At 37.2% G+C, this 23,777-nt stretch carries 24 protein-coding genes; 11 read left to right on the forward strand and 13 right to left on the reverse strand.

What is annotated here, in order from left to right:
- Positions 1 to 141: 141 nt before the first annotated feature.
- The 4 genes from mutS (at position 142) to BMS_RS12755 (ending at position 5,066) form a co-directional block, all read left to right on the forward strand.
- Positions 142 to 2,817: a DNA mismatch repair protein MutS gene (gene mutS, locus BMS_RS12740; protein WP_014245231.1), complete on the forward strand. Its 2,676-nt coding sequence runs from the start codon at positions 142 to 144 to the stop codon at positions 2,815 to 2,817.
- A 55-nt stretch (positions 2,818 to 2,872) separates the two neighbouring features.
- On the forward strand, positions 2,873 to 3,565 hold the full coding sequence (locus BMS_RS12745; RefSeq protein WP_014245232.1) for a murein L,D-transpeptidase catalytic domain-containing protein: 693 nt from the start codon (positions 2,873 to 2,875) through the stop codon (positions 3,563 to 3,565).
- A gap of 96 nt (positions 3,566 to 3,661) precedes the next feature.
- Entirely contained in the window at positions 3,662 to 4,267 is a 606-nt protein-coding gene (locus BMS_RS12750) for an RDD family protein (RefSeq protein WP_014245233.1), read from the forward strand.
- 46 nt (positions 4,268 to 4,313) lie between these two features.
- Positions 4,314 to 5,066: a substrate-binding periplasmic protein gene (locus BMS_RS12755; protein ID WP_014245234.1), complete on the forward strand. Its 753-nt coding sequence runs from the start codon at positions 4,314 to 4,316 to the stop codon at positions 5,064 to 5,066.
- Here BMS_RS12755 and BMS_RS12760 read toward each other — a convergent pair.
- Together BMS_RS12760 and aspS are read right to left on the reverse strand one after the other, a co-directional pair.
- Positions 5,058 to 5,348 carry a hypothetical protein gene (locus BMS_RS12760; protein ID WP_014245235.1) on the reverse strand — a complete coding sequence of 97 codons (291 nt, stop codon included), beginning with the start codon at positions 5,346 to 5,348 and terminating at the stop codon, positions 5,058 to 5,060. The genes BMS_RS12755 and BMS_RS12760 overlap by 9 nt on opposite strands.
- Before the next feature lie 92 nt (positions 5,349 to 5,440).
- Positions 5,441 to 7,231 (reverse strand): aspartate--tRNA ligase, encoded by a 1,791-nt coding sequence (gene aspS / locus BMS_RS12765; RefSeq protein ID WP_014245236.1) that lies wholly within the window; start codon positions 7,229 to 7,231, stop codon positions 5,441 to 5,443.
- Positions 7,232 to 7,266: 35 nt separating this feature from the next.
- Between aspS and BMS_RS12770 the strand changes: the two genes are divergently transcribed.
- Entirely contained in the window at positions 7,267 to 7,806 is a 540-nt protein-coding gene (locus BMS_RS12770) for a DUF192 domain-containing protein (RefSeq protein ID WP_014245237.1), read from the forward strand.
- Here BMS_RS12770 and BMS_RS12775 read toward each other — a convergent pair.
- The 6 genes from BMS_RS12775 to BMS_RS12800 form a co-directional block, all read right to left on the reverse strand.
- The gene (locus tag BMS_RS12775; protein ID WP_157868285.1) at positions 7,751 to 8,629 is read right to left on the reverse strand and encodes an FtsB family cell division protein; all 879 of its coding nucleotides are present in this window, start codon (positions 8,627 to 8,629) and stop codon (positions 7,751 to 7,753) included. The two genes, BMS_RS12770 and BMS_RS12775, sit on opposite strands and share 56 nt — an antisense overlap.
- A 96-nt stretch (positions 8,630 to 8,725) precedes the next feature.
- Positions 8,726 to 9,769, reverse strand: a complete 1,044-nt coding sequence (locus BMS_RS12780; protein WP_014245239.1) for a hypothetical protein — start codon at positions 9,767 to 9,769, stop codon at positions 8,726 to 8,728.
- Between the two features lie 75 nt (positions 9,770 to 9,844).
- Entirely contained in the window at positions 9,845 to 10,072 is a 228-nt protein-coding gene (locus tag BMS_RS12785; protein WP_014245240.1) for a YggT family protein, read from the reverse strand.
- A 41-nt stretch (positions 10,073 to 10,113) separates the two neighbouring features.
- Positions 10,114 to 11,025, reverse strand: coding sequence for a YihY/virulence factor BrkB family protein (locus BMS_RS12790; protein WP_014245241.1), 912 nt, complete (start codon positions 11,023 to 11,025; stop codon positions 10,114 to 10,116).
- A gap of 335 nt (positions 11,026 to 11,360) precedes the next feature.
- Positions 11,361 to 11,603, reverse strand: a complete 243-nt coding sequence (locus BMS_RS12795) for a hypothetical protein (RefSeq protein ID WP_014245242.1) — start codon at positions 11,601 to 11,603, stop codon at positions 11,361 to 11,363.
- A 6-nt stretch (positions 11,604 to 11,609) separates the two neighbouring features.
- Positions 11,610 to 13,931, reverse strand: coding sequence for a DNA polymerase II (locus BMS_RS12800; protein WP_014245243.1), 2,322 nt, complete (start codon positions 13,929 to 13,931; stop codon positions 11,610 to 11,612).
- A gap of 197 nt (positions 13,932 to 14,128) precedes the next feature.
- Here BMS_RS12800 and BMS_RS12805 point away from each other — a divergent pair, with 197 nt between their 5' ends.
- The 5 genes from BMS_RS12805 (at position 14,129) to pheA (ending at position 18,930) form a co-directional block, all read left to right on the forward strand.
- Positions 14,129 to 14,962 (forward strand): D-Ala-D-Ala carboxypeptidase family metallohydrolase, encoded by an 834-nt coding sequence (locus BMS_RS12805; protein ID WP_014245244.1) that lies wholly within the window; start codon positions 14,129 to 14,131, stop codon positions 14,960 to 14,962.
- Between the two features lie 154 nt (positions 14,963 to 15,116).
- The gene (locus BMS_RS12810) at positions 15,117 to 16,208 is read left to right on the forward strand and encodes a chorismate mutase (protein ID WP_014245245.1); all 1,092 of its coding nucleotides are present in this window, start codon (positions 15,117 to 15,119) and stop codon (positions 16,206 to 16,208) included.
- 21 nt (positions 16,209 to 16,229) lie between these two features.
- Positions 16,230 to 17,387, forward strand: a complete 1,158-nt coding sequence (locus tag BMS_RS12815; RefSeq protein WP_044557600.1) for a pyridoxal phosphate-dependent aminotransferase — start codon at positions 16,230 to 16,232, stop codon at positions 17,385 to 17,387.
- A complete protein-coding gene (locus BMS_RS12820; RefSeq protein WP_014245247.1) occupies positions 17,384 to 18,112 on the forward strand; it encodes a prephenate dehydrogenase/arogenate dehydrogenase family protein in 729 nt (242 codons plus the stop codon). Before BMS_RS12815 ends, BMS_RS12820 begins: the two co-directional genes overlap by 4 nt.
- Complete coding sequence (gene pheA / locus BMS_RS12825) at positions 18,109 to 18,930, forward strand: prephenate dehydratase (protein WP_044557601.1); 822 nt, start codon at positions 18,109 to 18,111, stop codon at positions 18,928 to 18,930. Before BMS_RS12820 ends, pheA begins: the two co-directional genes overlap by 4 nt.
- Here the strand turns inward: pheA and BMS_RS12830 are convergent.
- Together BMS_RS12830 and BMS_RS12835 are read right to left on the reverse strand one after the other, a co-directional pair.
- A complete protein-coding gene (locus BMS_RS12830) occupies positions 18,927 to 19,529 on the reverse strand; it encodes a septation protein IspZ (protein WP_014245249.1) in 603 nt (200 codons plus the stop codon). The genes pheA and BMS_RS12830 overlap by 4 nt on opposite strands.
- 35 nt (positions 19,530 to 19,564) lie before the next feature.
- Complete coding sequence (locus tag BMS_RS12835; RefSeq protein ID WP_014245250.1) at positions 19,565 to 20,551, reverse strand: WYL domain-containing protein; 987 nt, start codon at positions 20,549 to 20,551, stop codon at positions 19,565 to 19,567.
- A gap of 106 nt (positions 20,552 to 20,657) precedes the next feature.
- Between BMS_RS12835 and BMS_RS12840 the strand changes: the two genes are divergently transcribed.
- Positions 20,658 to 21,152, forward strand: a complete 495-nt coding sequence (locus BMS_RS12840) for a hypothetical protein (RefSeq protein ID WP_044557602.1) — start codon at positions 20,658 to 20,660, stop codon at positions 21,150 to 21,152.
- Here the strand turns inward: BMS_RS12840 and BMS_RS12845 are convergent.
- From BMS_RS12845 to BMS_RS12855, 3 genes are read right to left on the reverse strand one after another with little or no spacing between them, the layout of a single operon-like run.
- Positions 21,114 to 21,989 (reverse strand): RluA family pseudouridine synthase, encoded by an 876-nt coding sequence (locus BMS_RS12845; RefSeq protein WP_014245252.1) that lies wholly within the window; start codon positions 21,987 to 21,989, stop codon positions 21,114 to 21,116. The genes BMS_RS12840 and BMS_RS12845 overlap by 39 nt on opposite strands.
- Positions 21,979 to 22,845, reverse strand: coding sequence for an OmpA/MotB family protein (locus tag BMS_RS17110; protein ID WP_014245253.1), 867 nt, complete (start codon positions 22,843 to 22,845; stop codon positions 21,979 to 21,981). The genes BMS_RS12845 and BMS_RS17110 overlap by 11 nt, the downstream gene beginning before the upstream one ends.
- Positions 22,846 to 22,875: 30 nt before the next feature.
- Positions 22,876 to 23,649 carry a motility protein A gene (locus tag BMS_RS12855; protein WP_044557603.1) on the reverse strand — a complete coding sequence of 258 codons (774 nt, stop codon included), beginning with the start codon at positions 23,647 to 23,649 and terminating at the stop codon, positions 22,876 to 22,878.
- Between the last annotated feature and the right edge of the window lie 128 nt (positions 23,650 to 23,777).

Consider the following 23,777-nt stretch of genomic DNA (forward strand, 5'->3'; position numbering starts at 1 on the left):
AATATAGTCTCGTTTTTTTTATTATTTTTCAATAACTTATTAATTTGACAGGGAAAATCAGAGCTTTTATTTTGCGAAGAAATTGCCCCTATGCTACTGTTGCCCCCACAATAAAAAACCAATTTTATCAGGGATTTAACTTTGTCCACACACACTCTCGACACCTTGAATGAAATCGTTGAACACGGTGTAAAACTCACACCAATGATGGCCCAATTCTACGACGTAAAAAAAGAATACGCAGACCATCTCGTTCTCTTTCGAATGGGAGACTTCTATGAAGTCTTCTTCGATGATGCAAAGAAAGCTTCAAAACTTTTAAATATTACTCTTACCCACCGAGGTAAGCTTGGCGACTTCCCTATTCCGATGGCCGGAATTCCTCACCATGCCGCTGCAGTTTACATTGATAGACTCAGTGCTTTTGGTCTCAAGGTTGCCATCTGTGAACAAGTTGAAGATCCTAAAGAAGCAAAAGGAATTGTAAAAAGGGCCGTTACTCAAGTGGTCTCCCCTGGCCTTCCATTTGATTTGGAAAAAGCAGACTCACAAGATCATAAATTCATAGCCTCTGCCATCAAGCTAGAAGACGCTTATTATTTAGCAGCAATTGATTTCACAACAGGTGAGTTCAGTGGACATAAACTCACTACCATTGAGGACTTCTTAGACAAGCTCAGAATGCTTGCTCCTAAAGAGTTTATTTGCGCTATGGGAGATTGGGACGAAGTCAAAGAGCTCGACAACCTCCTAAATGCATTAGGTGTATTAAAGACTCACCTTTCAAAAGAATACTTTGAACAGAAATATACTGAAATCTATATTGAAAAGCTTATACCTGCCTTTAAAAGAGACAAGGTCATAGCAACTTGTCATGAGATATTAGGACCTATTGGTGCACTCTCCTACTATATCTGTTCTACTCAAAATGCAGAGAACTTCTGCCATATAAGACCATTTCAAATGATTAGTGAAAAAGGTCATATGAAAGTTACTGCTCCCACACTAATTGGGCTTGAGATTTTACCTAAGTCTAGAGAGACTTATAAAGATTCACTACTAGGATTCTTAGATAAAACAAAAACAGCAATGGGCTCTAGAAACTTAAAGCAAGTTTTCACTAACCCTCTCAATGATCTCGTTGCCATTAGCGATAGACAGAACTTTGTCTCATACTTTCTGGATGAGAGTGATATCCTTGAATCTGTTAGAGAGAAATTAAGTGATGTTAGAGACCTTGAAAGAATTATGGCAAAGGTCTCAACGAATAAATCTACTGCTGGAGATCTCATTAACCTAGCGAAAGCAGTTAGAACATACGAAGAGCTTGGGGATGTTTTTTCACACCCAAGTGCAAAATTTCTAAGCACACTTAAAAAGAAAGAACTCACTTCACTTAGAGCACTCTCAAAGAGAGTTGAAAATACGATTAATGATGAAATTGGTGCTGCCCTAGAGAAAGGGAATTTAATTAAAGAAGGTTGCGATCAAGAGAGAGACCGCTTGGCCAAACTAAGCACAAATACGGCCAACGAACTCTTAGAGCTTGAAGCCCGCTACAGAGAAGAGACGGGAATTCAAAAATTAAGAGTGAAGTCAAATAATGTTGCAGGCTACTTTATTGAAGTTTCAAAAACTCATACTGATAAAGTTCCAGATAACTTCAAGAGAAGACAAACATTAGTAAACTCTGAAAGATACACTACAGAGGAACTCACTGCTTTTGAAAAAGAAATCTTCTCTGCAAAAGAAAAGCTAGAGAGACTTGAGAGAGAAATCTTCAAAGCACTTATAAGTGAAGTTGCCGAAAATAATAATGCGATCATGATGCTTTCAAAGTCACTTGGTCTATTAGATGTATTCCAAAGTTTTGCCTGGGTTGCAGCACAAGAAGACTTCACTAAGCCAAACTTAAATGAAAAGAGAAAGCTCACTCACCTAGAAGGAGCTTGGCACCCACTAATTAAATCTATTATTAAAGATCAATTTGTGGCCCACGACCTTATGCTTAATGAAGAGTGTTTCTTTGGTCTAATCACTGGTCCAAACATGGCCGGTAAAACAACCGTTATGCGTGAAGTGGCCATAGTACAACTCTTGGCCCAAGTAGGTTCATATGTTCCTGCCGAAAGTGCTAACCTTGGACTATGCGACTACCTCTTTAGTAGACTTGGGGCGAGTGATGATATCTTAAAGGGTCAATCAACATTTATGGTTGAAATGGCCGAGACTGCAGAAATTCTTCGCCATGCAACTGAAAACTCACTTATCATTCTAGATGAAGTTGGAAGAGGGACATCAACATATGATGGGCTCAGTATTGCGTGGTCCCTAGTAGAGCACTTTGTAAATCAAACAAAAGCGCTTACTCTCTTTGCTACTCACTATCATGAACTTATTGAGATGGTAGAGCAATTACCTGGAGCAAAGAACTTAACAGTTGAAACTTTTAACAAAGATGGCGATGTTCAATTTCTTTATCGTCTCATTGAAGAAGGTGCATCTCAGAGTTTTGGTATCTACGTTGCTAAATTAGCGGGTCTTCCACAATCAATTCTAGAGCGCTCAACTCACCTCTTAAAAACTCTAGAGAGTGAAAATGGAAATAGCTCGGCGACAAGTCTTGATGTAAATACGAATGATATTTCATCTCCCCAGTTAAGCTTTTTTGGAGAGCCTGAAATTATTGTAGAGAGAGAAATTCCTGAACATCTTCAAAAGCTAGAAGTAGACCTAAGCTCTGTTGATGTTATGAACATGACTCCTCTTGAGGCCCTTAATAAGCTTAACCAACTTAAAGAGTCTCTTAGACAATAGATCTGCTCAAGTATAAAGTTCTAAAATATTCATAACTTACTCCGAGGAGTAAGTTATGAAAAATCTACTACTACTTACACTTTTTATTTCTTTTAATACTCTTGCCTTTGATGGATATCACATCGAGGGAACTAACGAGACCATTGAGCACTTTATTGCCCAAGGAGTTCCAGAAACACCTCTCGTTGAAGCAATGGATTTCTACGAGAACAACTCACACCTTCTAAGCAATAGAAGATATATAACAATTGGAGATTTCTCTCAAAGTTCAAAAGAAAAGAGACTCTACATTCTCGATTTAAAAACTGGAGAATTGCAAAGAGAGTTTGTTGCTCATGGAAGTGGCCGCAATAGACTTGGTTTCCCTAATGGAGACAGAAATCACGATGGCTACTTAGATAAGTGTATGCACTCTAAATTTAGTAGAAGAATTAGACTTGTAAAACATAGACGCTACGGTATGACGAGACCGGGCTTTATGCGAGTGGATAGTACTTACTTCTCTAGCAAATTTAATTACAACTCTATGCCTGGTCACAATGCAATTAGACTTACTGGACTAGAGAGCTCAAGTAGTGATGTACGAAGAAATGCTGTCGTCTTTCATGAAGCAAGCTACGTTAAAAATTATTCAAAAATTCAAGGTAGAACTCTTGGTTGCCCAGCAATTGCAGTAGGTCGAATGAAGGATGTCCTTCCAAAAATTAAGGGTGGAAGCCTCTACTACTCCTATGTACCACAATGCTAATCTTTCCGAGTAAAAGACTCGGGAATCTTTTGCTACATAGAGATATTCCAAACATTACCATTTAAGGAATGAGAACGAAGAGACGATAAGACAAGCATGTGGAAGAATAAGAACAACGTCACACATTTATCAAGCTTTAAGAATACGAGAAAGAGTCTCCTAAAAGATCGCCTCTATGCTTTCACTATGGACCTCTTCCTTATAAGTATTATAAATAAGGCCATAATGTTTACTTACGTAAATTTCGTAAAAGCATTCTTCTATCAATTACCATTAGTCACAAGAGAGAACGTTGCGGATAAATTGTCAGCAGTAAACTTACTTAACTTTCTTGTAGTTTTCTGCGGATATTTTCTTCTCTCATACTATCTTTCTGAGGGAAAAACTCCTGGGAAAATTATTTTCAATCTTAAAGTTCAATGCCCACATACCCATAGTGATCAACTAAGTTTAAAAACTTCTGTTCTTAGAACTCTAGGGTACTTCATCACAATTCCAACAGGTTTTACCCTTCTTCTTATTCCTTACTTTAGAAGGGATGCTAAAGGTATTCCTGATTGGTTATCAGACTCTTTTGTCATGAATGCAGATGAAGAGTACCTCATTGAAAGTTTAGAGGATACTGGATCTGCAAAAGTAACTCCTCTCTTTCCAGAGGACCCAGTCGCCAAGAAAATTTCAAAAGATAGAAAAGTTTCCTAATATCTATTAGCTTGCTAGAAATTGACTTGCCCTTTACTATAAATAAATGAAACTTTTATCAAAAACTTTCCTATTATTTATCATAAATCTTAGTATTTGCGCCAAGCCGTTTCTAGTTTGTTACGAAGATACAAATTTCTTTCCTTACGACGCTAAGGATGGAAAAAAGCAAGTACTCACTCCTGTAATAAAAACAATAAGTGAAGCTGTAAGTAATATTGGATTTGAAGCGGACTTCATAAGAACTTCTTGGTCTAGATGCCTAAAAGATATTAAAGATAATAAAGTCGATGCAATTCTTACTTCCCTTTGGAGCAAGGAGCGTGATGAGATCGCAGTCTTCCCTAAGAAAAGTCCGCAACAAGCAGATAGTGAATATAGAATTCTACAAGCAAATTACAAAGTCTATACTTTAAAGAACTCCTCACTAAAATGGGACGGAAAAACTTTTAGTGGAGTAAAGCAAGGAATTGGAGCGCCTAAGAATTATGTTGCCGCAAAGATGTTGCAAGATATGAAACTTCTCAAGGAAACCAATCTGAAAGTAAAACAATCTTTTGAGTTAATGATTATGGGAAGATTAGATGCCTATATTGTTCTAGAAGAGGTTGGCAATATTATACTTAGAGATTTCAAAGAGAGAGATTCTATTAAAACCTTAGATAAGAATTTTCTAGAAGACTTTCTCTATATTCCTGTAAGCCATAAATTTAATAATGAGTACCCTGAAAAGACTCAGCAATTTTTTAAGGAGCTGGCCAAGGCAAGAGAGAAGTATATGCCAAATGGTCTACTGTAGAAAATCTGAAATATTTTGAAAGAGCTCTTTTGCTCTTTCTTGAATTTTTAACCCCATCAATTCATCTTCACTGAGAGACTGACTCTTTTCAAATGGAGACATAACACGACTATTCTTTTGAGGCTCTTGTGCTCTTTCTTGCGAACTCTCCCAAGGACGTAGTACTCTCTTCTTTCGAGTCTTTCCCGAGAGTTTCTCTTCTTTTCTCTCCAGAATAACATCTAGAATAGACTTCACTCCCCTAGTGGCTTTCTTATTAATGTCGTTTAGTCCAATGGCCATAAAAATCCTATAAGTAATAGGATAGCAGAATTCGAATTTTTTTAAAGAATTTAATAGGCCCTAGATTCTAGGGCCCATAAAATGAAGTGAATTTATTTTTTATTCCAATTAAAGTGAAGCTCGTCTAGCTGGGCCTGTGCTGGGACAGATGGAGCTTTTGACATAAGATCACTTGCTGAAGTTGTCTTTGGAAATGCGATGACGTCTCTAATAGAGTCTGTTTTGGCCAGTAACATAATGATTCTATCTAGACCAAATGCCAGTCCCCCGTGTGGAGGAACACCATACTTAAGGGCCTCAACAAAGAAACCAAATTGAGATTGAATTTCTTCTTCACCCATTCCTAAAACTTCAAACATTTTCTTTTGAATTGGTTGCTCATGGATTCTAATAGATCCACCACCTAGCTCATATCCATTACAAACTACGTCATAGGCCTGAGCAGGCATATCTTTTAGAGACTCCGAATCCTTAGGATCAGCAGCAATGAACGTATCTTTTTGATCTACATTGATCATAGTGAATGGATGGTGACGAGCAATATATCTCTTATCATCAGGGTTCCACTCAAGAAGTGGGAAGTCATAAACCCATAAGAATTTATATCCGTCTTCAATAATATCTAACTTCTTACCAAGGTGTCTTCTAAGGGCATCAGCACAACCATGAGTTGTATCGTGATCAGCATCAGCACAGAAGAGCCAAGTTCCATTTCCAGACTCTTCACCCGTTGCCACAAGTGCTTGGTAGATTTCATCTGTAATAAACTTAGAGATACCACCAGTTCTCTCTTCACCAGAAACTTTAAAGAACGCTACACCTTTTCCACCGTGAGGTTTAACAACTTCTGTTAGAGCGTCTGTATCCTTACGAGAGAAGCTTCCCATTGCTTCAGGTACGAAAATAGCTTTAATTAAACCATTCGCTCCGGCTACACTTGAGAAAACAGAAAAGTCAGAATCTTTAAAAATATTTGTTACGATTCTATGCTCTAATCCAAATCTTAAATCTGGCTTATCTGAACCAAAGCGCGCTAGAGCTTCGTTATAAGACATCATTGGAAGAGTAAACCCGTCTTCTAAATCAAAGAGCTCCCCTAAGATTTTTTCAACTAAGTTTTTAATATACTCAGGTGTTGCAAATGAGATTTCCATATCAATCTGAGTAAACTCAGGCTGTCTGTCAGCTCTTAAGTCTTCATCGCGAAAACATCTACAGATTTGAAAGTACTTATCTGTTGATCCAATCATTAATAACTGCTTTAGGGTTTGTGGCGACTGAGGAAGAGCATAGACTTTTCCAGGGTGAACTCTTGAAGGAACAACATAATCTCTAGCACCCTCAGGTGTTGATTTATAGAGAATTGGAGTTTCTACTTCAATGAACTTTTGCTCTTGTAGAATTCTTCTTACAGTATTTGTAGCTTTTGATCTTAGGGCCAAAATATCTTGTAACTTCTTAGTTCTTAACTCTAAGTAGCGGTACTTTAGCTTGAGATCTTCAGTAGCCTCAATCTGACCAAATGGTAGAAATGGAATATTGTCGATATCATTTCTAGAGAGAACTTCAATTTCCTTTACTTGAACTTCGACTAGTCCAGTATCCATTTTCTTATTCTGTGCGGCCTCTGGTCGCTTAGCAACTTCACCAGTAACTTTAATCACTGACTCAAGAGCACAGTCCTTTAATATAGCTAGATCACCAGTAAAGGCCTCAAAGCCAAGCTGTGTGAGTCCATACTTATCTCTAATATCAATGAAGTGAAGAGCGCCAAGATCTCGGTACTTATTTACCCAACCACAAAGTGTTACTGTTTGTCCTACATGTTCTTCGCGAAGCTCACCACAATTGTGAGTCCTCATTAGTCCCTTAATTTCGGCCATTTGATTTATCTCCCCTCATAAATTAGAGTTAAGTTATGAAGACATTTATAGCGCATTTTACACCGATGCTCATTAAAAATATTTCTCAAATCCTAATAATATCCTTAACTTTGTTAAGTTGTAATTCTCCTAGTGCGGCCTTTAAAGAGCGCAAGAGAACAAAGATTTTCATTCAAAAGAAAGAAGCGGTGGAAGTCATACTCTCGACTACTAGTGAGCAAATGAGCTTAGGGCTCAGCGGAACTAAAGAAAGTGAATTTAGAAAAGATCAGGCCATGCTCTTTTGGTATTCAAAAGACGGTGCGCGTAAATTTTGGATGCCCAATACTCTCTTTGACTTAGATATCTTCTTTATCGACTCTCAGATGAAAATCATTGCAGTGGAGAGAAATGTTCCCCACCATCCGGGAGTTCAAGAGCCTCCGGCGATTTATAGAACGAAGCTCTACCATTGTCGTCATGTTTTAGAAATGAGAAGTGATTCACCTTTAGCTAAGAAACTAAAGGTGGGCGATAAGATTACCTTTGAGAAAGGCTTTTCTCTCTTGGAAAAAGAATTAAGTACTCGTCCTTAGCGATAAAACCTAAATTATCTCTAACAAGTTTCTTTTGATACATTGAATTGCTTCCAATTTTCTTGATCTCTTCTGCGAGGTCTTTATTCTCTTGAATGATTCTCTTGTGTTCATATTGCTTGTCTTCTAAGAGGTTTAGTGATGAGTAATAATCCATAACTCCACCACCAGAGAATACCAATCTAAAGAGTAGAAATGTGCAAAAGGCCCAACCAAACTTTACAAGGTAGCCTACAAAATTAGTTTCAGACTTCTTCTTTGATTTTGTATTAACTTTTCTCTTAGCGCTTGTATAACCAACTTTCGCAGGTGCTTTTGAAACTGCTTTTCTAACTGGTGTTAAAAACTCTGCTTCATCAGGTTTTCCAACTGTTCTTCTTGTCGCCATTGTAGAAGATTGATCTGCCGCTCTTGTTTGAGTCTCGCTCTTTTTCTTTAATAGACCACTGCCCCAACTTCTCGAGCTAGTTTCTTCACTTTCTCTAGAAGATGCACTCATCTCAGGCTTTGGTGTTGAAGGCGATGATGAAAATCTAGATGCTGGTCTTCTTGGGATTGAAGATCCTGGAGTTCCTGACGCTTGCGCCGCTCTCAGTCTTTCAGAAATATTTCTTGAACTCGCCCCCGCTGGTCTAGGACCTGTGGAGCTAGAAAATAACGGTCCATCACTTGGTCCATTATTAACTTGTTTTTGAATATTATCTCTCTTTGCTTGTTTTGCGCGATTGCGCTCAATTGCTTTTCTTAGACGATCACTTGCGACATCACCAGCAGCTGGCGCGCTTTGGGCTCCCCTTTGTTGGGAGTCGAACGAAAATTCCAATTTAAACATCCTGTTTAAAGTTTAGTATTCACAAAATAATCCTAATTTTGTGACAACATCCTGTTATTACTATTTTAAGTGAACTCTGCGTTCTTCTCAAGGCTTATTATTAAGAATTTCTTCCACTGAAATCCAAAAACCACGTACAGCAGCTATTTCTTGAAGAAATATCACCAAACGTTGCTGCTCGAGAGTTAATTCAGAGCTTGAGAATTCAAAGTTGAACTCTCCCTTTTCAAATATGTCTTTAAAGTTTAAGTAATTATTGTCTTTCGAGTTAATCGGTCTAACCTCAAAACTCTTTTCTGTAGTGCTATACTCAGATATTGAAAATAGCCTTCTAAGCATTGATTCACATTTTAAAAACTTTAGTGAAGCAATTCCTCTATCTCCAATTGGACCAAGGCGAGTGAATTGAGTGTCCCTCTCTACAGACTGGGCCTTGAAGTAGATTTTCATTCCCTCATCGTTAGACTCGAGCCACCAACTAAATCCAGGATCACTTAAGTTGCAGACCATCTCCTCTTGCAGAGGAAATCTCTTATTTAAAATATACTCGGCGATCATCTCTGACTGCTCTATTGAAGCAGTTTCAAAGTAATGAATTCCAGAGAGTTCTTCGCGCTCTCTTATCTTTAATTTCTTCCAACTATCATTCTCGTTATTCATGACCCCATGAACTGATTCGTTGATATTGTGACAGAGGACTCCTCGAACACAGAAAGTTGAAATTCCAGCATCTATTTTAAAAATAAGTCCTGGTGACATGGGAAAGAGCTCTTCTTGCTCGTCTACAATTTCTTCCTCTTCTTCAAGAACTGAAGAGAATTCAATATCGACATCCTGAGGCAGTTGAACTTCAAAGAGAGAATCACAAAGTGCAGTGTCGTCTTCCACCTCTTGTGCGGATGATTCTTTTACTTTTACTTCTATTTCTATTTCTTCTTTGCGAGAAGTCTTGTCTTCAGAACTTTGATCTACAGAGCGATCAGACCTTAAAAGAAAGTCCTCACCTCTTTCAAATTGAAAATCACCATCAAAGAGTGATGGCTGTCCAAAATCTTCACTTCCCTTAAGAGCTTCGCTTAAGGCCAGTGTTTCTTTTGCTAAAAAATCTATATCAATATTTGGCGAATCCATTCGATCCCTTTTTCATCCATGAAAAAAAGTACAGTTATTAAAATTGTGAACTAAATAGATTAAAAAGACAAGTTTTTACCACAAGGCTTTTAAGATCGTGAGGATTACGACAACAATCAGAGGAGAGAAATCAAATGGCAAATCATTTGGAAGATATCTTCTTACGGGCGCACAAGTATAGTTTGCTAATTTATGAATTCTTACCACCCAAATATTTCTACGGTACTGAGGAAGATATGACAGAATTACATCTACAAAGAGTAATAAAATATATAATTCAATAAGAGTTCTAATTAATCCCACAATTTTCTCCTAATAAAAATATATCTTGTTTCAATAATAATTCAAGTCGCATTATGTTCAACATTTCTTCTATCCTTTAACAAAGTCGTACAAACACAAGCACCGAAATAGAAGAAACTCATTGTGAAGTATATCCAAATTACACCGACGATCAACGTATAGTAGTCACCGTAGTTCTTTATTAAATTATCGCGAACATATATAAAATAAATCCAAAAAAGATTCTTCCCAACTATAACGAGACAGCTAAAGATCAGTGAAGAGATAAAGGCCTCTTTTAAACTTAGTCTCCATGAAAAGAACCAGCGGTATAAGAATGCGAAGAAGAAGGTAAAGATAATCGCATGAAAGATATTCGATTTTAAAATATAGGAGAATCCATAATTAAAACCTGAGAAATAATCACTAACGCTTAAGAGCGAGGGAAAGTTCGTGGCCAAATAATCGACTACAGTATTATTGGTGAATAATTGTCCTGAGTAAAAGAATAAAGAAGGGAGAAAGAAGAAGAGAGTTAAACACATAATTGTCACCCCTATCACAAATATTCCTTTCAGATGCTTTGTAAATCTTAAATAGCTTCTATCCTCAGTTATTAAAAATAAACCGTTCCAAATAGAATTAAAGAATGAGAGTGAGGAGATCAAAAGAATTGCAAAGTTGATAACTGTAAACTCTCCACCTGCAAAGAGTGGCCCTTTAACTATCCCTTGCACTTGAGTCAGAATCTCTGGTGCAACATCTGGAAAAAAGCTCTCTACCAAATTGAAGATCTTTAATTGAGTTGAATTTATATCACCAATAAAAATACCAACAACTCTAATAAGTAATAAAAAGAATGGAACAATTGTAAGTAAGATATAGAAAGTTGAAGATGAAGCTAAAGTCGTTCCTCTTTTATGATTGAATAATAGAATTGAAGATTTAAATAAGTGATAGGTTTCTTGAATCATAGAAATCTATTCTACTCAAAAAAAATAATTTGTGAGGAAAACTTAAAGGCCCTCCCGGATCCAGCTAAAAATCCAGGAGGGAAAACTTACAAAGACCAGGAGAATGTCAATGGATTTGTAAGTCTTTGTAAATCAAAATAACCCTTAAATTTCAAACACTTAAGTTATAACTCAAGAGGCTATCTCATTTATTGATAAATCACTTTCGACTTTTTTGCAAAAGATTTTAGAGGGGATTCTAGAAATATTTCATCATTTTTTACCGCGTCGCGCACTCCCCGCGTGATTCTGGGAGCTTGGAAAAATGGGGTAAAACGGTTGTCTAAGGGGTGGAACTATTTTTTATTGAGTTCATCACAGGCCATCTCATACTTGAGCTTACAGCTTCGATCTAAGTAGCGTTTAGCCGCCTCAGGGCTCTTATCCCCTTGATGGAGTTTATGAGTCACATAGCAAGCCGCTCCATTCTCTTCGTTCTCACAGAACCAAGTATAGACCTCTAATTCGTATCTATTGTAGAGCAGGGCCACGAGGAAAATTGTAAAGACAACTGTTGCCATTTTATATTGATACTTCATGCGTCCTCAGAAAAAAGATAATTGATCTCCACAAATTATATCATCAAAGCTCTTATCAAAAATATAGAGAACAGAGTCCGCCAATGGCTTAATTTGTTTTTCAATATAATGTTCATAATCCACGTTTGGAAAATCCAACTCACTTGGGTATGGACCAGAACTAGTCATAATATATTCAATACTCTTTAAATTAGTCTGACCAGTTTTTTCTGCATAAATCTTGGCCGCCTTAACATGAGGAGGAATCGATTTCGTATACTCAGAGATATCCTTAGTTAATCTCTTTCTATAGATGAGAAGATCGTCAAACTCCCCATTCTTAAGTCTATCAACATAACCTTTTATAAAGTTCTCATAGTCTTCACCTTGAAAGATTTTCTTAAAGAGTGTGTATTGAAAATTCTTAGCTAGCTTAGTCCAGTCAGAGCGAACAAACTCCATGCCAGAGAAATAGAGTTTATCTTCTCCCTCACCTTGCAAGAGTCCTACATATCTCTTCTTAGCTCCACCCTCGCCCCCGCGAGCACTCGGTAGAAAGAGCTTCTTAAAGACTTTCTCAAACTCCATCTCCAAATGAGACTCAACACCAAAGCGAGTCTCTAGCTTTTTAGTTAAAAACTCATTCGCTCGTCTTACTAACTCATTTGACCGCTCTTTTATTTTATAAATATCTTCAGACTTAAGTTTTACAAATACTGAGTCCGTATCTCCATAAAGAACTTCATAACCAAGGCTTTTAAAGAATTCAATCGACTCTAGTAATATCCACTGACCAGTTCCAGTAATAGCACTTGGAAGGTCTGCATGATAGAAACGACACCCCGGAGAACCCATCACACCGTAGAAAGAGTTCATTAAAATTTTAATTGCCATTGAAAGATGCTCATCTCCCACTGACTTTGCTCTTACTCTCTTCTCGAATAACTCAGTAATAAAATCTGGTAAAATATTTTCAGTCTTAGAGAACTTATGCCCTGTTGGAGTCGTCACAGTATCTATGTCAGACATTACTCTTGAATAAGGATCAATTCCAAATGTTTTTATAATTGAAGGATAGAGACTTCTAAAATCTAAAACAACTACATTCTCATAGAGGCCTACTTTAGGCTCCATTACATAACCGCCAGCAGCGTGAGCATCCCTTTGAATATCTAAAACGTTGGGAGCAACAAAGCCTTTTCTATGAATGTGAGGTAATAAGAAATGATCAAAGGCCGCAGTTGAAATTCCAATTCGATCAAGTTGTAATCCAGAGATTTTAGATCTCGTAATATAGAGTTCGATTAACTCTGTTTTCTTAAATATATCACTAACGAGTGTACAGTCTAAGAGATTATACTTAGCAAGAGACTCCTTATCTTCTCTAAATCTTCTCTCTATTTCTTCTACTTTCGTTGATCCAGTTGCACTAATATCTTTCTGAGCCCCAAGTAACTCTGAAGCAACAGTATCAAGCTTGAAATTCTCAAAGCTATAGAAAGCTCCTCTTAAAGTTGGTGGACCATCGAGAACGACTCTCCCACCGATGGCACAAGTATATGTCCCACTCTTTCTTTGATGAATTTTAACTTTTTCACCATCTCTTCCAAGTTCAAAAGGAATTGAATACTGAGTAAATTTTCTCTGTAGGAAATCGAGATCAAATCCAATTACGTGCCATCCGATTAATATATCAGGGTCCTTTTGAAGAATATTATCTTTAAAGGCCAATAGAACTTCTTTCTCGGAGGGGTAATATGTCAGTTCTTCATTAACTTCTTTATACTCATTAGCAACCATGAAGACTTTTTTAAATTCTCTATGGTCCTCAAATTGGTAGTGAACACCAATAGAGTAAAGATCATTGCCAAAACTTGTTTCAATATCAAGAGAGAGAATATTTAATCTCACTTGATAACTAGACTTCTTTAGCTTGGGATTTATAAAGACTTTTAACTTCCCTCTCTCGTGGGACTCACCTTGTAATTCCACATCTCCATTAATGAATCTCTCCATGAGAAAACGCTCATTTGGTCTAACATCAGATTCATAAGTTCTTATTCCATTATCTGCAAGAAAGTCCCTCGCTTCAAATAGGTCTACTTGTTTTGAAAAATAAATGGCATCGAGAGGTTCTTTTGCAAAACTTTTTAAGCCTACACTTTTTCTTTCAAAGAGCTTAGGTATCTTCACTCCGCTAACTTTAGACTCAATAAAGAAAACAGGTCTAAAATTTGAAATGATAACCTTGGCAGGACCCTGATCAGTCTTTAAATAGAAATTAAGCTCAATACCACTAGAGGTGTCGCTATAAGATGATGAGAGGATAAAGCCCTTTATATTTTCCATGAAGTACTACTATCGTTAGAGGTGAATTCGCCTCAGTATATAACGAATAAACTCTTTAGCCAAATACTAGTCGCTCAAAAAAGGCTGTAATTACAACGAGATACCACATTTCAATCAGTGACCAAAATATGGACACCCAGTGAAGTTATTACAATCTCACTCTCCTCGGTGCCTCTTTATTTTAGAATAGAATTACTATGAAAGTTAAATCAATACTTCTACTTACACTGCTCATAGCTGTGAGCTGCGGGAAGAAAGAGCCCGATCAAAGCTACATCATTCATGATGAGAGATCCTCTATTGAATCAGTGAGTGTGACTGATGGAAGTTCAAGCGCACAGGACAACTTATCCAAGCAAGAAGTAAGTGAACTTCTAAAAGACATTACATTTGGTGAAGATAGTTGTACCAAGAATAACATCCTAAGAGATGTACTTCTTCTAGAGTCAAAGATTCAAACTCTAGGTGGCAATATCTTGGATCTAGAAAACTACAAGCACGACGAAGTCGACTTTCAAAGATTTCTAGTTGACTCTGGAGCACAGGCCACAAATGCCATTGCGATCTCAAGAGCAGGTTCGACTCAAACAATGAAGTCTTGCAATATTTCTAATATGATTCCACCTAAGTCTTGTTGGTATAGAAGCCTTAGCCTTGCCCTACTTAAAGAAGAAATTGAAGATCAAACTGGAATATCGACAACTTTAACAAGTCACTACAGAGGCTCATGCTATAACGAAAAGTTAGGAGGAGCAAAAGAGAGTGATCACATCTCCGCCAAGGCGATGGATATTTCAATGGGTAGCCAAGAGAACCGCTACGCCATTGAGAAATTTGTTTGCGATAATTTATGGAAAGAAAATTACTTTATTCAAGATGAATCGAATAAGCTCTCAAATATTTCTATTGGGCTAGGACAAACATATATTCATCTAGGACTTGAGAGTAATCATGGTAGAAGGCATTGGATATATAACGATTACGCCAAGAAGAACTCTATGCCTTCGACTTGTTGGAAAGTTAAGATATAAAATTATTTTATATAAACCATGACAACTATTAATTATATTTTACACCCTCTAACCGCTATAATAGCTAGACAATGGGCGGGGAAGAGATTTTAGCCTTGATAATATACTAAAGAAAACTATAGTAAGTAGATTGAATACAGATAGCGGAGAAATTATGGACTTTTTACCTTTAAACAAATGGCTACCAAACCTTAAAAGGCCTTTGGTGATTGCAGGCCCTTGCTCTGCTGAAAGTCATGACCAAATGCTATCGACAGCAAGGGAAATTGCTAAAATACCAGACGTAAGAATATTTAGAGCAGGAATTTGGAAGCCAAGAACAAGACCTAATTGTTTTGAAGGTGTTGGTGAAGAAGGACTAAAGTGGCTCTCTGATGTTAAGGCCGAGACAGGTCTACTTACAACTACAGAAGTTGCAAATACTCAACACGTAGAACTTGCTCTTAAGCATGGAGTTGATATTCTATGGATTGGTGCTCGTACGACAGTTTCTCCATTTGCAGTTCAAGAAATTGCCGATGCACTTAAAGGGACTAATATCCCCGTTATGGTAAAAAATCCAGTTAACCAAGATCTGGCCCTTTGGATTGGAGCGCTAGAAAGAATTGCTGGTTCAGGAATTAATAAAATTGCGGCCATTCATAGAGGTTTTTCAACTGGAGATACTTCAAAGTATAGAAACCTCCCTCTTTGGAAAATTCCAATCGAACTTAAGAGTAAGTTTCAAGATCTTCCAATCATTTGTGACCCAAGTCATATCGCAGGAAAAAGAGACCTTATAGCTTATGTATGTCAAAAGGCCATGGATGCTGATATGGAAGGTCTAATGGTAGAGACTCATATCGATCCAACAAAAGCACTCTCGGACGCTGCTCAACAAGTAACTCCAGAAGCTCTTGGAGCTATCATCGAAGGACTTTCACTTAGAACTGAGTTTGGAGTCGATAGAACATTTGAACAAGAACTAGATGCCTTACGAGGACAAGTTGATAGAGTTGATCAAGAAATTTTAGAGGCCTTAAAAACTCGAACTGAAATTATCAAGAAGATTGGTGAAGCCAAGAAAGAAAAGAATATCATGCCTCTTCAAATTCAGAGAATGGATGAACTTATGAAGAAGAGAATCGACCTTGGTAAAGACTTAGGTCTAACTGAAACATTTGTAAAAGATATTTATGACACTATTCACAGTGAAAGTGTGAGAATTCAAAGCCAAATTGTTAATGACTTTGACAGCAAAAAATAAAAACTTGTGTATAATAAACACATGGAAAATTCGAATAGAGTAAAAAGCATTGAACCATCAAAAAGTATTTCTCTCTCAGCAAAGATAGCAGAGCTAAAAGAGCAGGGAGAGGATATCATAGGCCTAAATGTTGGAGAGCCTGACTTTGCAACACCTGCTCCTATAATAGAAGCTACAATCAAGGCCCTAAAAGAAAATAAAACCCGTTACTCCCTAGTCCAAGGACTAGATCAATTAAGAGATGGTATCGCCTACTATCTCAATAAGAAATATAATTTAAATGCAAATAAAGACCATATTCTTTTAGGAAATGGTTCTAAGCATATCTTATACCTCATTTTTCAAACACTCCTTAACGATGGTGACGAAGTTATTATCCCCTCTCCTTATTGGGTAACATTTCCAGAATCAGTCAAACTCGCTGGAGGAGTTCCAAAGTTTGTTGAAACATTGGATAACTTCCAACTCGATTTAAATGCAATTGAGAGTGCGATCACTGATAAGACAAAGGTCATCTTAATTAATACCCCTAATAATCCAACAGGTGCTGTATATAATGAAGAGAGCTTAAATAAAGTTGTAGAGCTTGCTGTTAAATATGATTTAAAGATAGTCTCTGATGAAGCCTACGAAATTCTTACTTACAATAAAGTAAAGCACGTCAATATATCCTCTCTAAGTGAAGAGGCATTCAATAGAACGCTCACGGTACAATCATTCTCAAAGAGTTTTTGTATGACAGGCTTTAGAATCGGATACCTCTGTGCAGAGAAATCATTTATTGATGATGTAAATAAATTACAAGGTCACTTATCTGGTAATAATTGTACCTTTGCTCAATACGGTGCTCTAGAGGCGCTAAGGCTAGATGCTGGACTCATAAGAATTTTAACAAAAGAGCTAGAATCTAGAATGAAGCTGGCCCACCAACTCTTTAGCGAGTTCTTCCCAATAGAAAAGCCAGATGGAGCATTCTATCTCTTTCCAAATGTAACGGAGACAATTGAGAAATTAGGTCTTAAAAACTCTGAGGAATTGTCTCTCTACATCTTAGAAAAGGCCAAAGTTGCTATTCTCCCAGGTATTGCCTTTGGAAAAGAAAATCATTTAAGAATCTCATTTGCTCAAAGTAGAGAAGAAATTATTGAAGCCCATAAAAGGATGAAAGAAGTTTTATGAAAGTAGGAATTATCGGTTTCGGTAGGCTTGGTAAGCTGTTAACTAAGAATCTATCAAAAGATGCCACCACTATTTGCTACGATATAAATATCTCCAAAGAAGAAGTAGAGAGCCTTGGCTCAAAGGTTGGGACTTTAGAAGAAGTTTGTAAAAGTACTATTCTTATCCTTTGTGTTCCCATTTCAGCAATTGAGTCAATTGCCGATCAAATAGCACCACTCGTTTCAAAAGAAACTTTAGTTGTAGATGTTTGTTCAGTAAAAATTCACCCGATGAAAATTTTAGAAGAGAAGTTGCCACAGGATACTCAAATTCTTGGAACTCATCCTATGTTTGGTCCAGACTCTGCGGCCAAAAGTCTTTATGGATGTAAAATCGTTCTGTGCCAACAGCGAGTGAGCGATGAGAGATATAGAAATATAAAAGGTTATTTAGAGTCACACGGTCTTAAAGTTATTGAGGCGACAGCTGATGAGCATGATCAACAAATAGCTAATACCTTAATCCTCACTCATACCATTGGTAGAACACTTATGGAGATGAATGCCACAGAAATGGAAATAGATACAAAAGGATATCGCAGACTCTTAAAAATTTTAGAGACTGTTGAAAATGATAGTGTTCAACTTTTCAAAGATATGAATAAATACAATCCTCACGCAAAAAACATGCGCACTTCCCTATCGAGCGCTCTTGAAGAAACATTGGCGAGTGTCCAGTCGTGAAAGTAGCTTTTCAAGGAAAAAAAGGTGCCTATAGTGAAATGGCCATTAGAGAGTACTTCAAAAAGGATGTAGAGCCCAAAGGCTTTGATCTCAGTGAAGAAGTTTGTAACGCTCTTGAAGATGATGACGTGGCCATTGGTGTACTTCCAGTTGAAAATAGTATTGTTGGAAATGTCGCAGTAAATGTAGACCTATTACTTAAACACCACTTCTTTATTATTGGAGAAATCTATCTTCCCATTAATCACTGTCTACTGGCAAAGAAGGGAGTAAAGCTCAAAGATATAAAGTATGTTAAATCTCATCCTATCGCACTTGCACAATGCCATGATTTTCTAACTAAGAATAAAATTAAGGGTATTCCTGAATTTGATACTGCTGGATCAAGTGAGCTACTTTCTAAAAGTAATATTTTAGATGAGGCCACAATAAGTTCCTCACTAAGTGCACAGTACTATGATTTAGAAATCATCAGTGAAGATATTCAAAAGGTGAATACAAACTTCACTCGCTTTGTAGTATTTGTAAAAGAGAAAAATATCCCAGAGGGACTTAAGCTAGAAAAGACAAGTATTGCTTTTTCCACTAATCACAAGCCTGGTGCACTTCTTGGATGTCTGCAAGAGTTTGCAACCTTTGGACTGAATTTAACGAAGATTGAATCGCGCCCTATTCCCGAGAATCCTTTTATGTACACATTCTTTGTAGATTTCCTAGGCTCTATTCACGATGATAAAGTGAGAGACTGTCTGGTTAAGCTCAAAGATCACACGAGCTCAATAAAAATCTTAGGAAGTTACCCTAAGGCGAAATTCTAAGGTTTAGTTGAAGTGAGAACTTCTTTTTCTCGCTTGGCTCTAGCATAGTCTTTCGCCAACTTTCTGCTCCAAAAGATTTCGAAAATATAGAAGACTCCAAAGAGTATGTAATTGCCAATCGTTTTGAAAAAGATCCAAGTATCGACACTCTCAAAGATTGCAACATAGGCCATAAAGAGACCTGTTACAAAGAAGTAATATGTTAAATGCCTCTCCATCGAAGTCACGAAGAAAAGTGGAGGCTTGGACTTTAAAGGTAATCCCTCTAGAAATTCTTCTAGTAAACCTCTCCCAACTTTTATTCTATAAAACATAAAGCTAGAGATACCAATACCTGTGAGAGCCGGCTGTAATCGAAACCATACACCTTCCTCACCTAATAGGCTCAAACCACCTAAGAAAAGAATTAAGAAGAAATTTGCTTTTGAGATTGTATGTACGTGTTTAAATAAAATTTTCTCTGCTGCAATCTCAAGTATTGCCAGAGCAAGTCCACCTGTAATGGCCACGCGAACGGGGTAATATTCATCTAAATACCAATAAGCAATCGCTGGAAGAAATGAAATGAGAAAGAAGCTCTTAGAGAATTGTTTATCCATATTTTAGAACTAACATGGATAAACTCTCTTTGTCATTATCCTGCTTTCTTATAGTCGTCTTCTAAGTATTCAAGCTTAGCTTCACAGTACTCCAAATATTTTTTCTTTAAACTACTTGGGTCTAGAATTTCAACATGATCCTTAATACTTAGAATCCATTCAAAAAGCTCATCACAAGGCTCTACAGAGGCAGCCCATATAAGATCACCATTTAAGTTAGTCGTGACATATGGATTACCTAAGAATTGATAGGCAGGTCTAAGATCCACCGATTCCGATGAGATTATCTTTAGAACAAGCCTCTCTTCTTGTCCCGTAATAGCTCGCACGGCAGAGATAAAGTCATTGATCTCTATAGAACTAAAATTGGGACAATAATTTGTATCAATATCTACATTTATTTTCTTTATTTCTAATATATTAAAATAGATTAAACAGCGATCATTGCAGTCTTCGCCAACGAGACATAACTCTCCCTCAAGGAATACGGCCTTACGAGGAAAGAAATCTATAATGCGTTTATCATGAAGTTGAATATTCAAACAGAATTCCCTACTCATGGCCTCTTCTGTTTTTCTTAGAAAGTCCTTATGCTTTAAATCTAAGTTTTCTAAAAGTTGAAATCTCTTCTCTTCATCGTCAATCGCTTTAAAAAGATCATGACCAGAGTATTCATTTTCAACTTCACACAATTTCAAACTCAAGACTTCATGGTGAGCAGTTCCCTGCTCCTCTTGCATTTTTGGAAAGTGTGCCTGGAACGCAAGCCACTCTTTGAAAGTTAATTGCATTGAGATCATCTGATCGGCCTTAACAGGATGAATATAATTTCTTCCAGCAACCTCAGATACTTCTACAAAGTAATTTAAGTTTTGTAAGAATGAGACAGCATCAGTGAAGAGGTTCTCATCTATTTCTGATAAATCTAAAAATTGTTTTAAAGGCATGGGCTCATTGAGGTTTTCCAGACATGTTAGAAATGTCCAAAATTGTTCCTTTAAAATCAGTGAGTTATTGTGCATTAACGTTTCCTTAATAAAAGATAATCTAAATAACTTACTTTTCTTGTCGGATATTTTCCCAAACCTCTTTAGTGATTTTTATTAAAAAAGAGTGCATAATAGGTCTATGGCATCGAAATTACTGACAAAGTACCCTATTTTAATGGTTGGCCTCCTACTCATGGCCCTCTTTCTTTTTCAACTAAGAGATAAGGGAATTTTTCAATCTCGAAAAGAGAGTATGACTGCAAGCTCCTGTAAAGCGGTTAGAGTCATGCTTGATAAGAGAATACCTTCCAATTGGAATTCAAAGTGCGAGGGGAATAACCTCGCCCTCTCCATTAATATGATGATTGAGCAGTCCAAATATAAGAGTTTTGAAAACCTACGTGCCATTATGTACCGAGAACTGGCCAACGATCTTATCTTAACTGCTAAGAACTCACCGAGTGATAGTCTTGAGAGAACTGATATAGTTCGCGTTCGCCTGAATCACGATAAGCTTGAGATTAATGCAATTACTGAGGGAAGGTTTATTGTTAAATTAGCGACAATTAAATCGAGTCAACTTATTAAAGAGCACCTAAAGGCCACTGTTCAAGTTAAAGAGAGTAAGAAATAAATCTGTGACCTCTGCCTTTGCACTAAATTGAATATCATCGACTTCAATTCTATATTCATATGCATGAAGAAAGAGTCTACTACTCTCACATCCACCATAGAGAGTATCACCAACTATAGGAAAGCCAATTTCACTTAACTGACAACGAATTTGATGACGAACTCCTTGTCCCAATTCAATCCTTATAAGAGAGAGACCTCGCTGCTCATTATATTCAACGAGAGAGGTCTTAATAGAAACTCTCTCTTCTCCTGAGCTGGCAGCACGCATTTGAGCTCCCTTCTTACCAAAGCTCTCCAAGTAATGACTGTGGACTCCCTCTTGATTAAATTCTCCTTCAACCACTGCGAGATACACCTTCTCTTTAACCATATGATTAAAGTTTTGTCTGATACTCTCATAGATTGAATTCTTCTTTGCAAAAATCATAAGACCGCTAGTCTCTCTATCAATTCTATAGAGTAAATTGGACTCACCCCTCTTACTCTCATCTAAGAAAGCACTTAAGCAGAACTGATTTCTAAGAAAATTTACGACCGTATTTCTCTCGCTATAATTTAGAGGATGTCCGTGTATTCCATGCTGCTTATTAATAGCAATAAAATTATCATCTTCCTTTATAACCATCATTGACTCCCCTTCATAAGAAGGATTCACCCATTGATAATTTAATAAATCGAGAGGTAAACTTAGCTCATCGCCTTTATTCACACCACGTTTTAAAAAATTTTTGCTTAGGAGCCTCTTTACTATAGATTTAGAAAAAGAGAGCTCCTTAGTTAGGAGCTCTTCAATCGAATTATATGAATTTAATGTACAGAATTTACTATCTTGCATCGACCTTATGACCCTCAGTATTTAGATCTCTCTTTCTGAGGATAAAGTCAACTCGCCTAGAGGCCCTTTCAATTTCAGTCTGACTTCTCCCTGGAATATTCTCAGGTCTAATATCACCATAGAAGACTGTCGATATCTGATCTGGCTTCACACCTCTTCTTATAAGTGATCTGGTTACAGCACTAGCTCGCGCTGCTGATAACTCAAAGGCGTCCATATTTTTACCATCTTCAGTTGAGACTTCTCCTCTACTTGAATAACCTTGAACAAAGACAGACCAATCCTTATTTGTAAGTAAACGAACTAGTCTTGTATAAACTTCAATAGAAACTTGCTCATTTGCTATCCTAAGTGAACCGTATCTAAAGAGTATTTTATCTTTTACTTTAACCTTTATTCCCTCTGGCATTTCGTAGATATTTACAGAGTCAGAGAGGTTGTATTCATAGAGATCATTTTTCATAGTCTTTAATTCTTCGTCTGACTCTCTATTGATTTCATGCTTATCTAATATCCCCTCCATAGTGAGAAAATCAATTGGAAAAGGTCTAACAGGCTCTTGTGAGTCAATCATTGTAGGAGAATCATCAGGAGACTTTCCTCTTTGAATAACTTCACCGTGCTTTAAAACATTTCCACCAAAGGCATCTCTAATAGAACCTAGGGCCGCTTCATATTTTGCAGTTTCAGTTTTTGCAAATGAAAGAAGTAAAACAAAGAATGTCAGTAGTAGTGTTACAAGGTCAGAGAATGTGGCCATCCAACCGGGAAGACCGGGAGGACACTCAGGACATTTCGTTTCTTCGGCTTGAGGAGACTCTTCTCCTCCACCAATATTTTCAGCTTCTTCTGCCATAAAATTCCTCGTCTTCCATAACGATTATTCTTATTCTGCCTGCGCCTCTTCATTTCCACCATCTCTCTGAGCAGGAGGAAGAAAGGCATTTAACTTCTCTTTAATTAGTCGAGGGTTCTCACCTGCAACAATCCCAAGAGTACCGGCGATAATAATATTCATTTTCGTGGCCTCAAGACTCGATCTAAAAGCGATCTTATTCTTCATTGGGTTACAAAATACGTTGGCAATAATCGCACCATAGAATGTCGTTAAGAGTGCAACCGCCATGGCCGGACCAATAGCTGATGGATCGGATAAGTTCTGAAGCATCTGTACAAGACCAATCAGTGTCCCGATCATCCCCATCGCAGGACCGTCATCGGCCATACCTTGGAAAACATCTGCACCTACTTTATGTCTCTCCACCATGGCATCAATTTCTAATTGTAGAATCGAAGCAATAACTTCAGGTGGTCTATTATCTGCTGCTAATGTCATTGCTTTCTTTAAGAAAGGATCATCAATTGGTACTTTTTCTAGAGCGAAAACTGATTCCCTTCTCGCAGTCTCAGCTAAGTTTCCAATTTCTTCAATAGTATCTTTAGGGTCACTAGGAGAGAAAAAGAATCCCTTCATTGCAAAGGCGACAATATTCTTTATAACTTCCATTGGCCATTTAAAGAAGGTCACACCAATCAGCCCCAGCCCAACAACAAGTGTGGACGGTACATCAATGAAAATACCAAGATCCCCACCGACGAGAATCGAACCTAGGATTGCAGCGGTTGCTACAACCAAACCAATAATGGATGCTATATCCATAATCATCTTCCTTGTGATTGTATTTATACCCTAACTATCGGAAAATAAGAGAGTTTCTTTAAAATTAATTGAATCCGCTCTCCGAGATTCTAAAATAGCTCGATAATTCTATTATAAGTAAATTTCTA

This window comes from Halobacteriovorax marinus SJ, from assembly GCF_000210915.2.
Taxonomy (GTDB): domain Bacteria; phylum Bdellovibrionota; class Bacteriovoracia; order Bacteriovoracales; family Bacteriovoracaceae; genus Halobacteriovorax; species Halobacteriovorax marinus.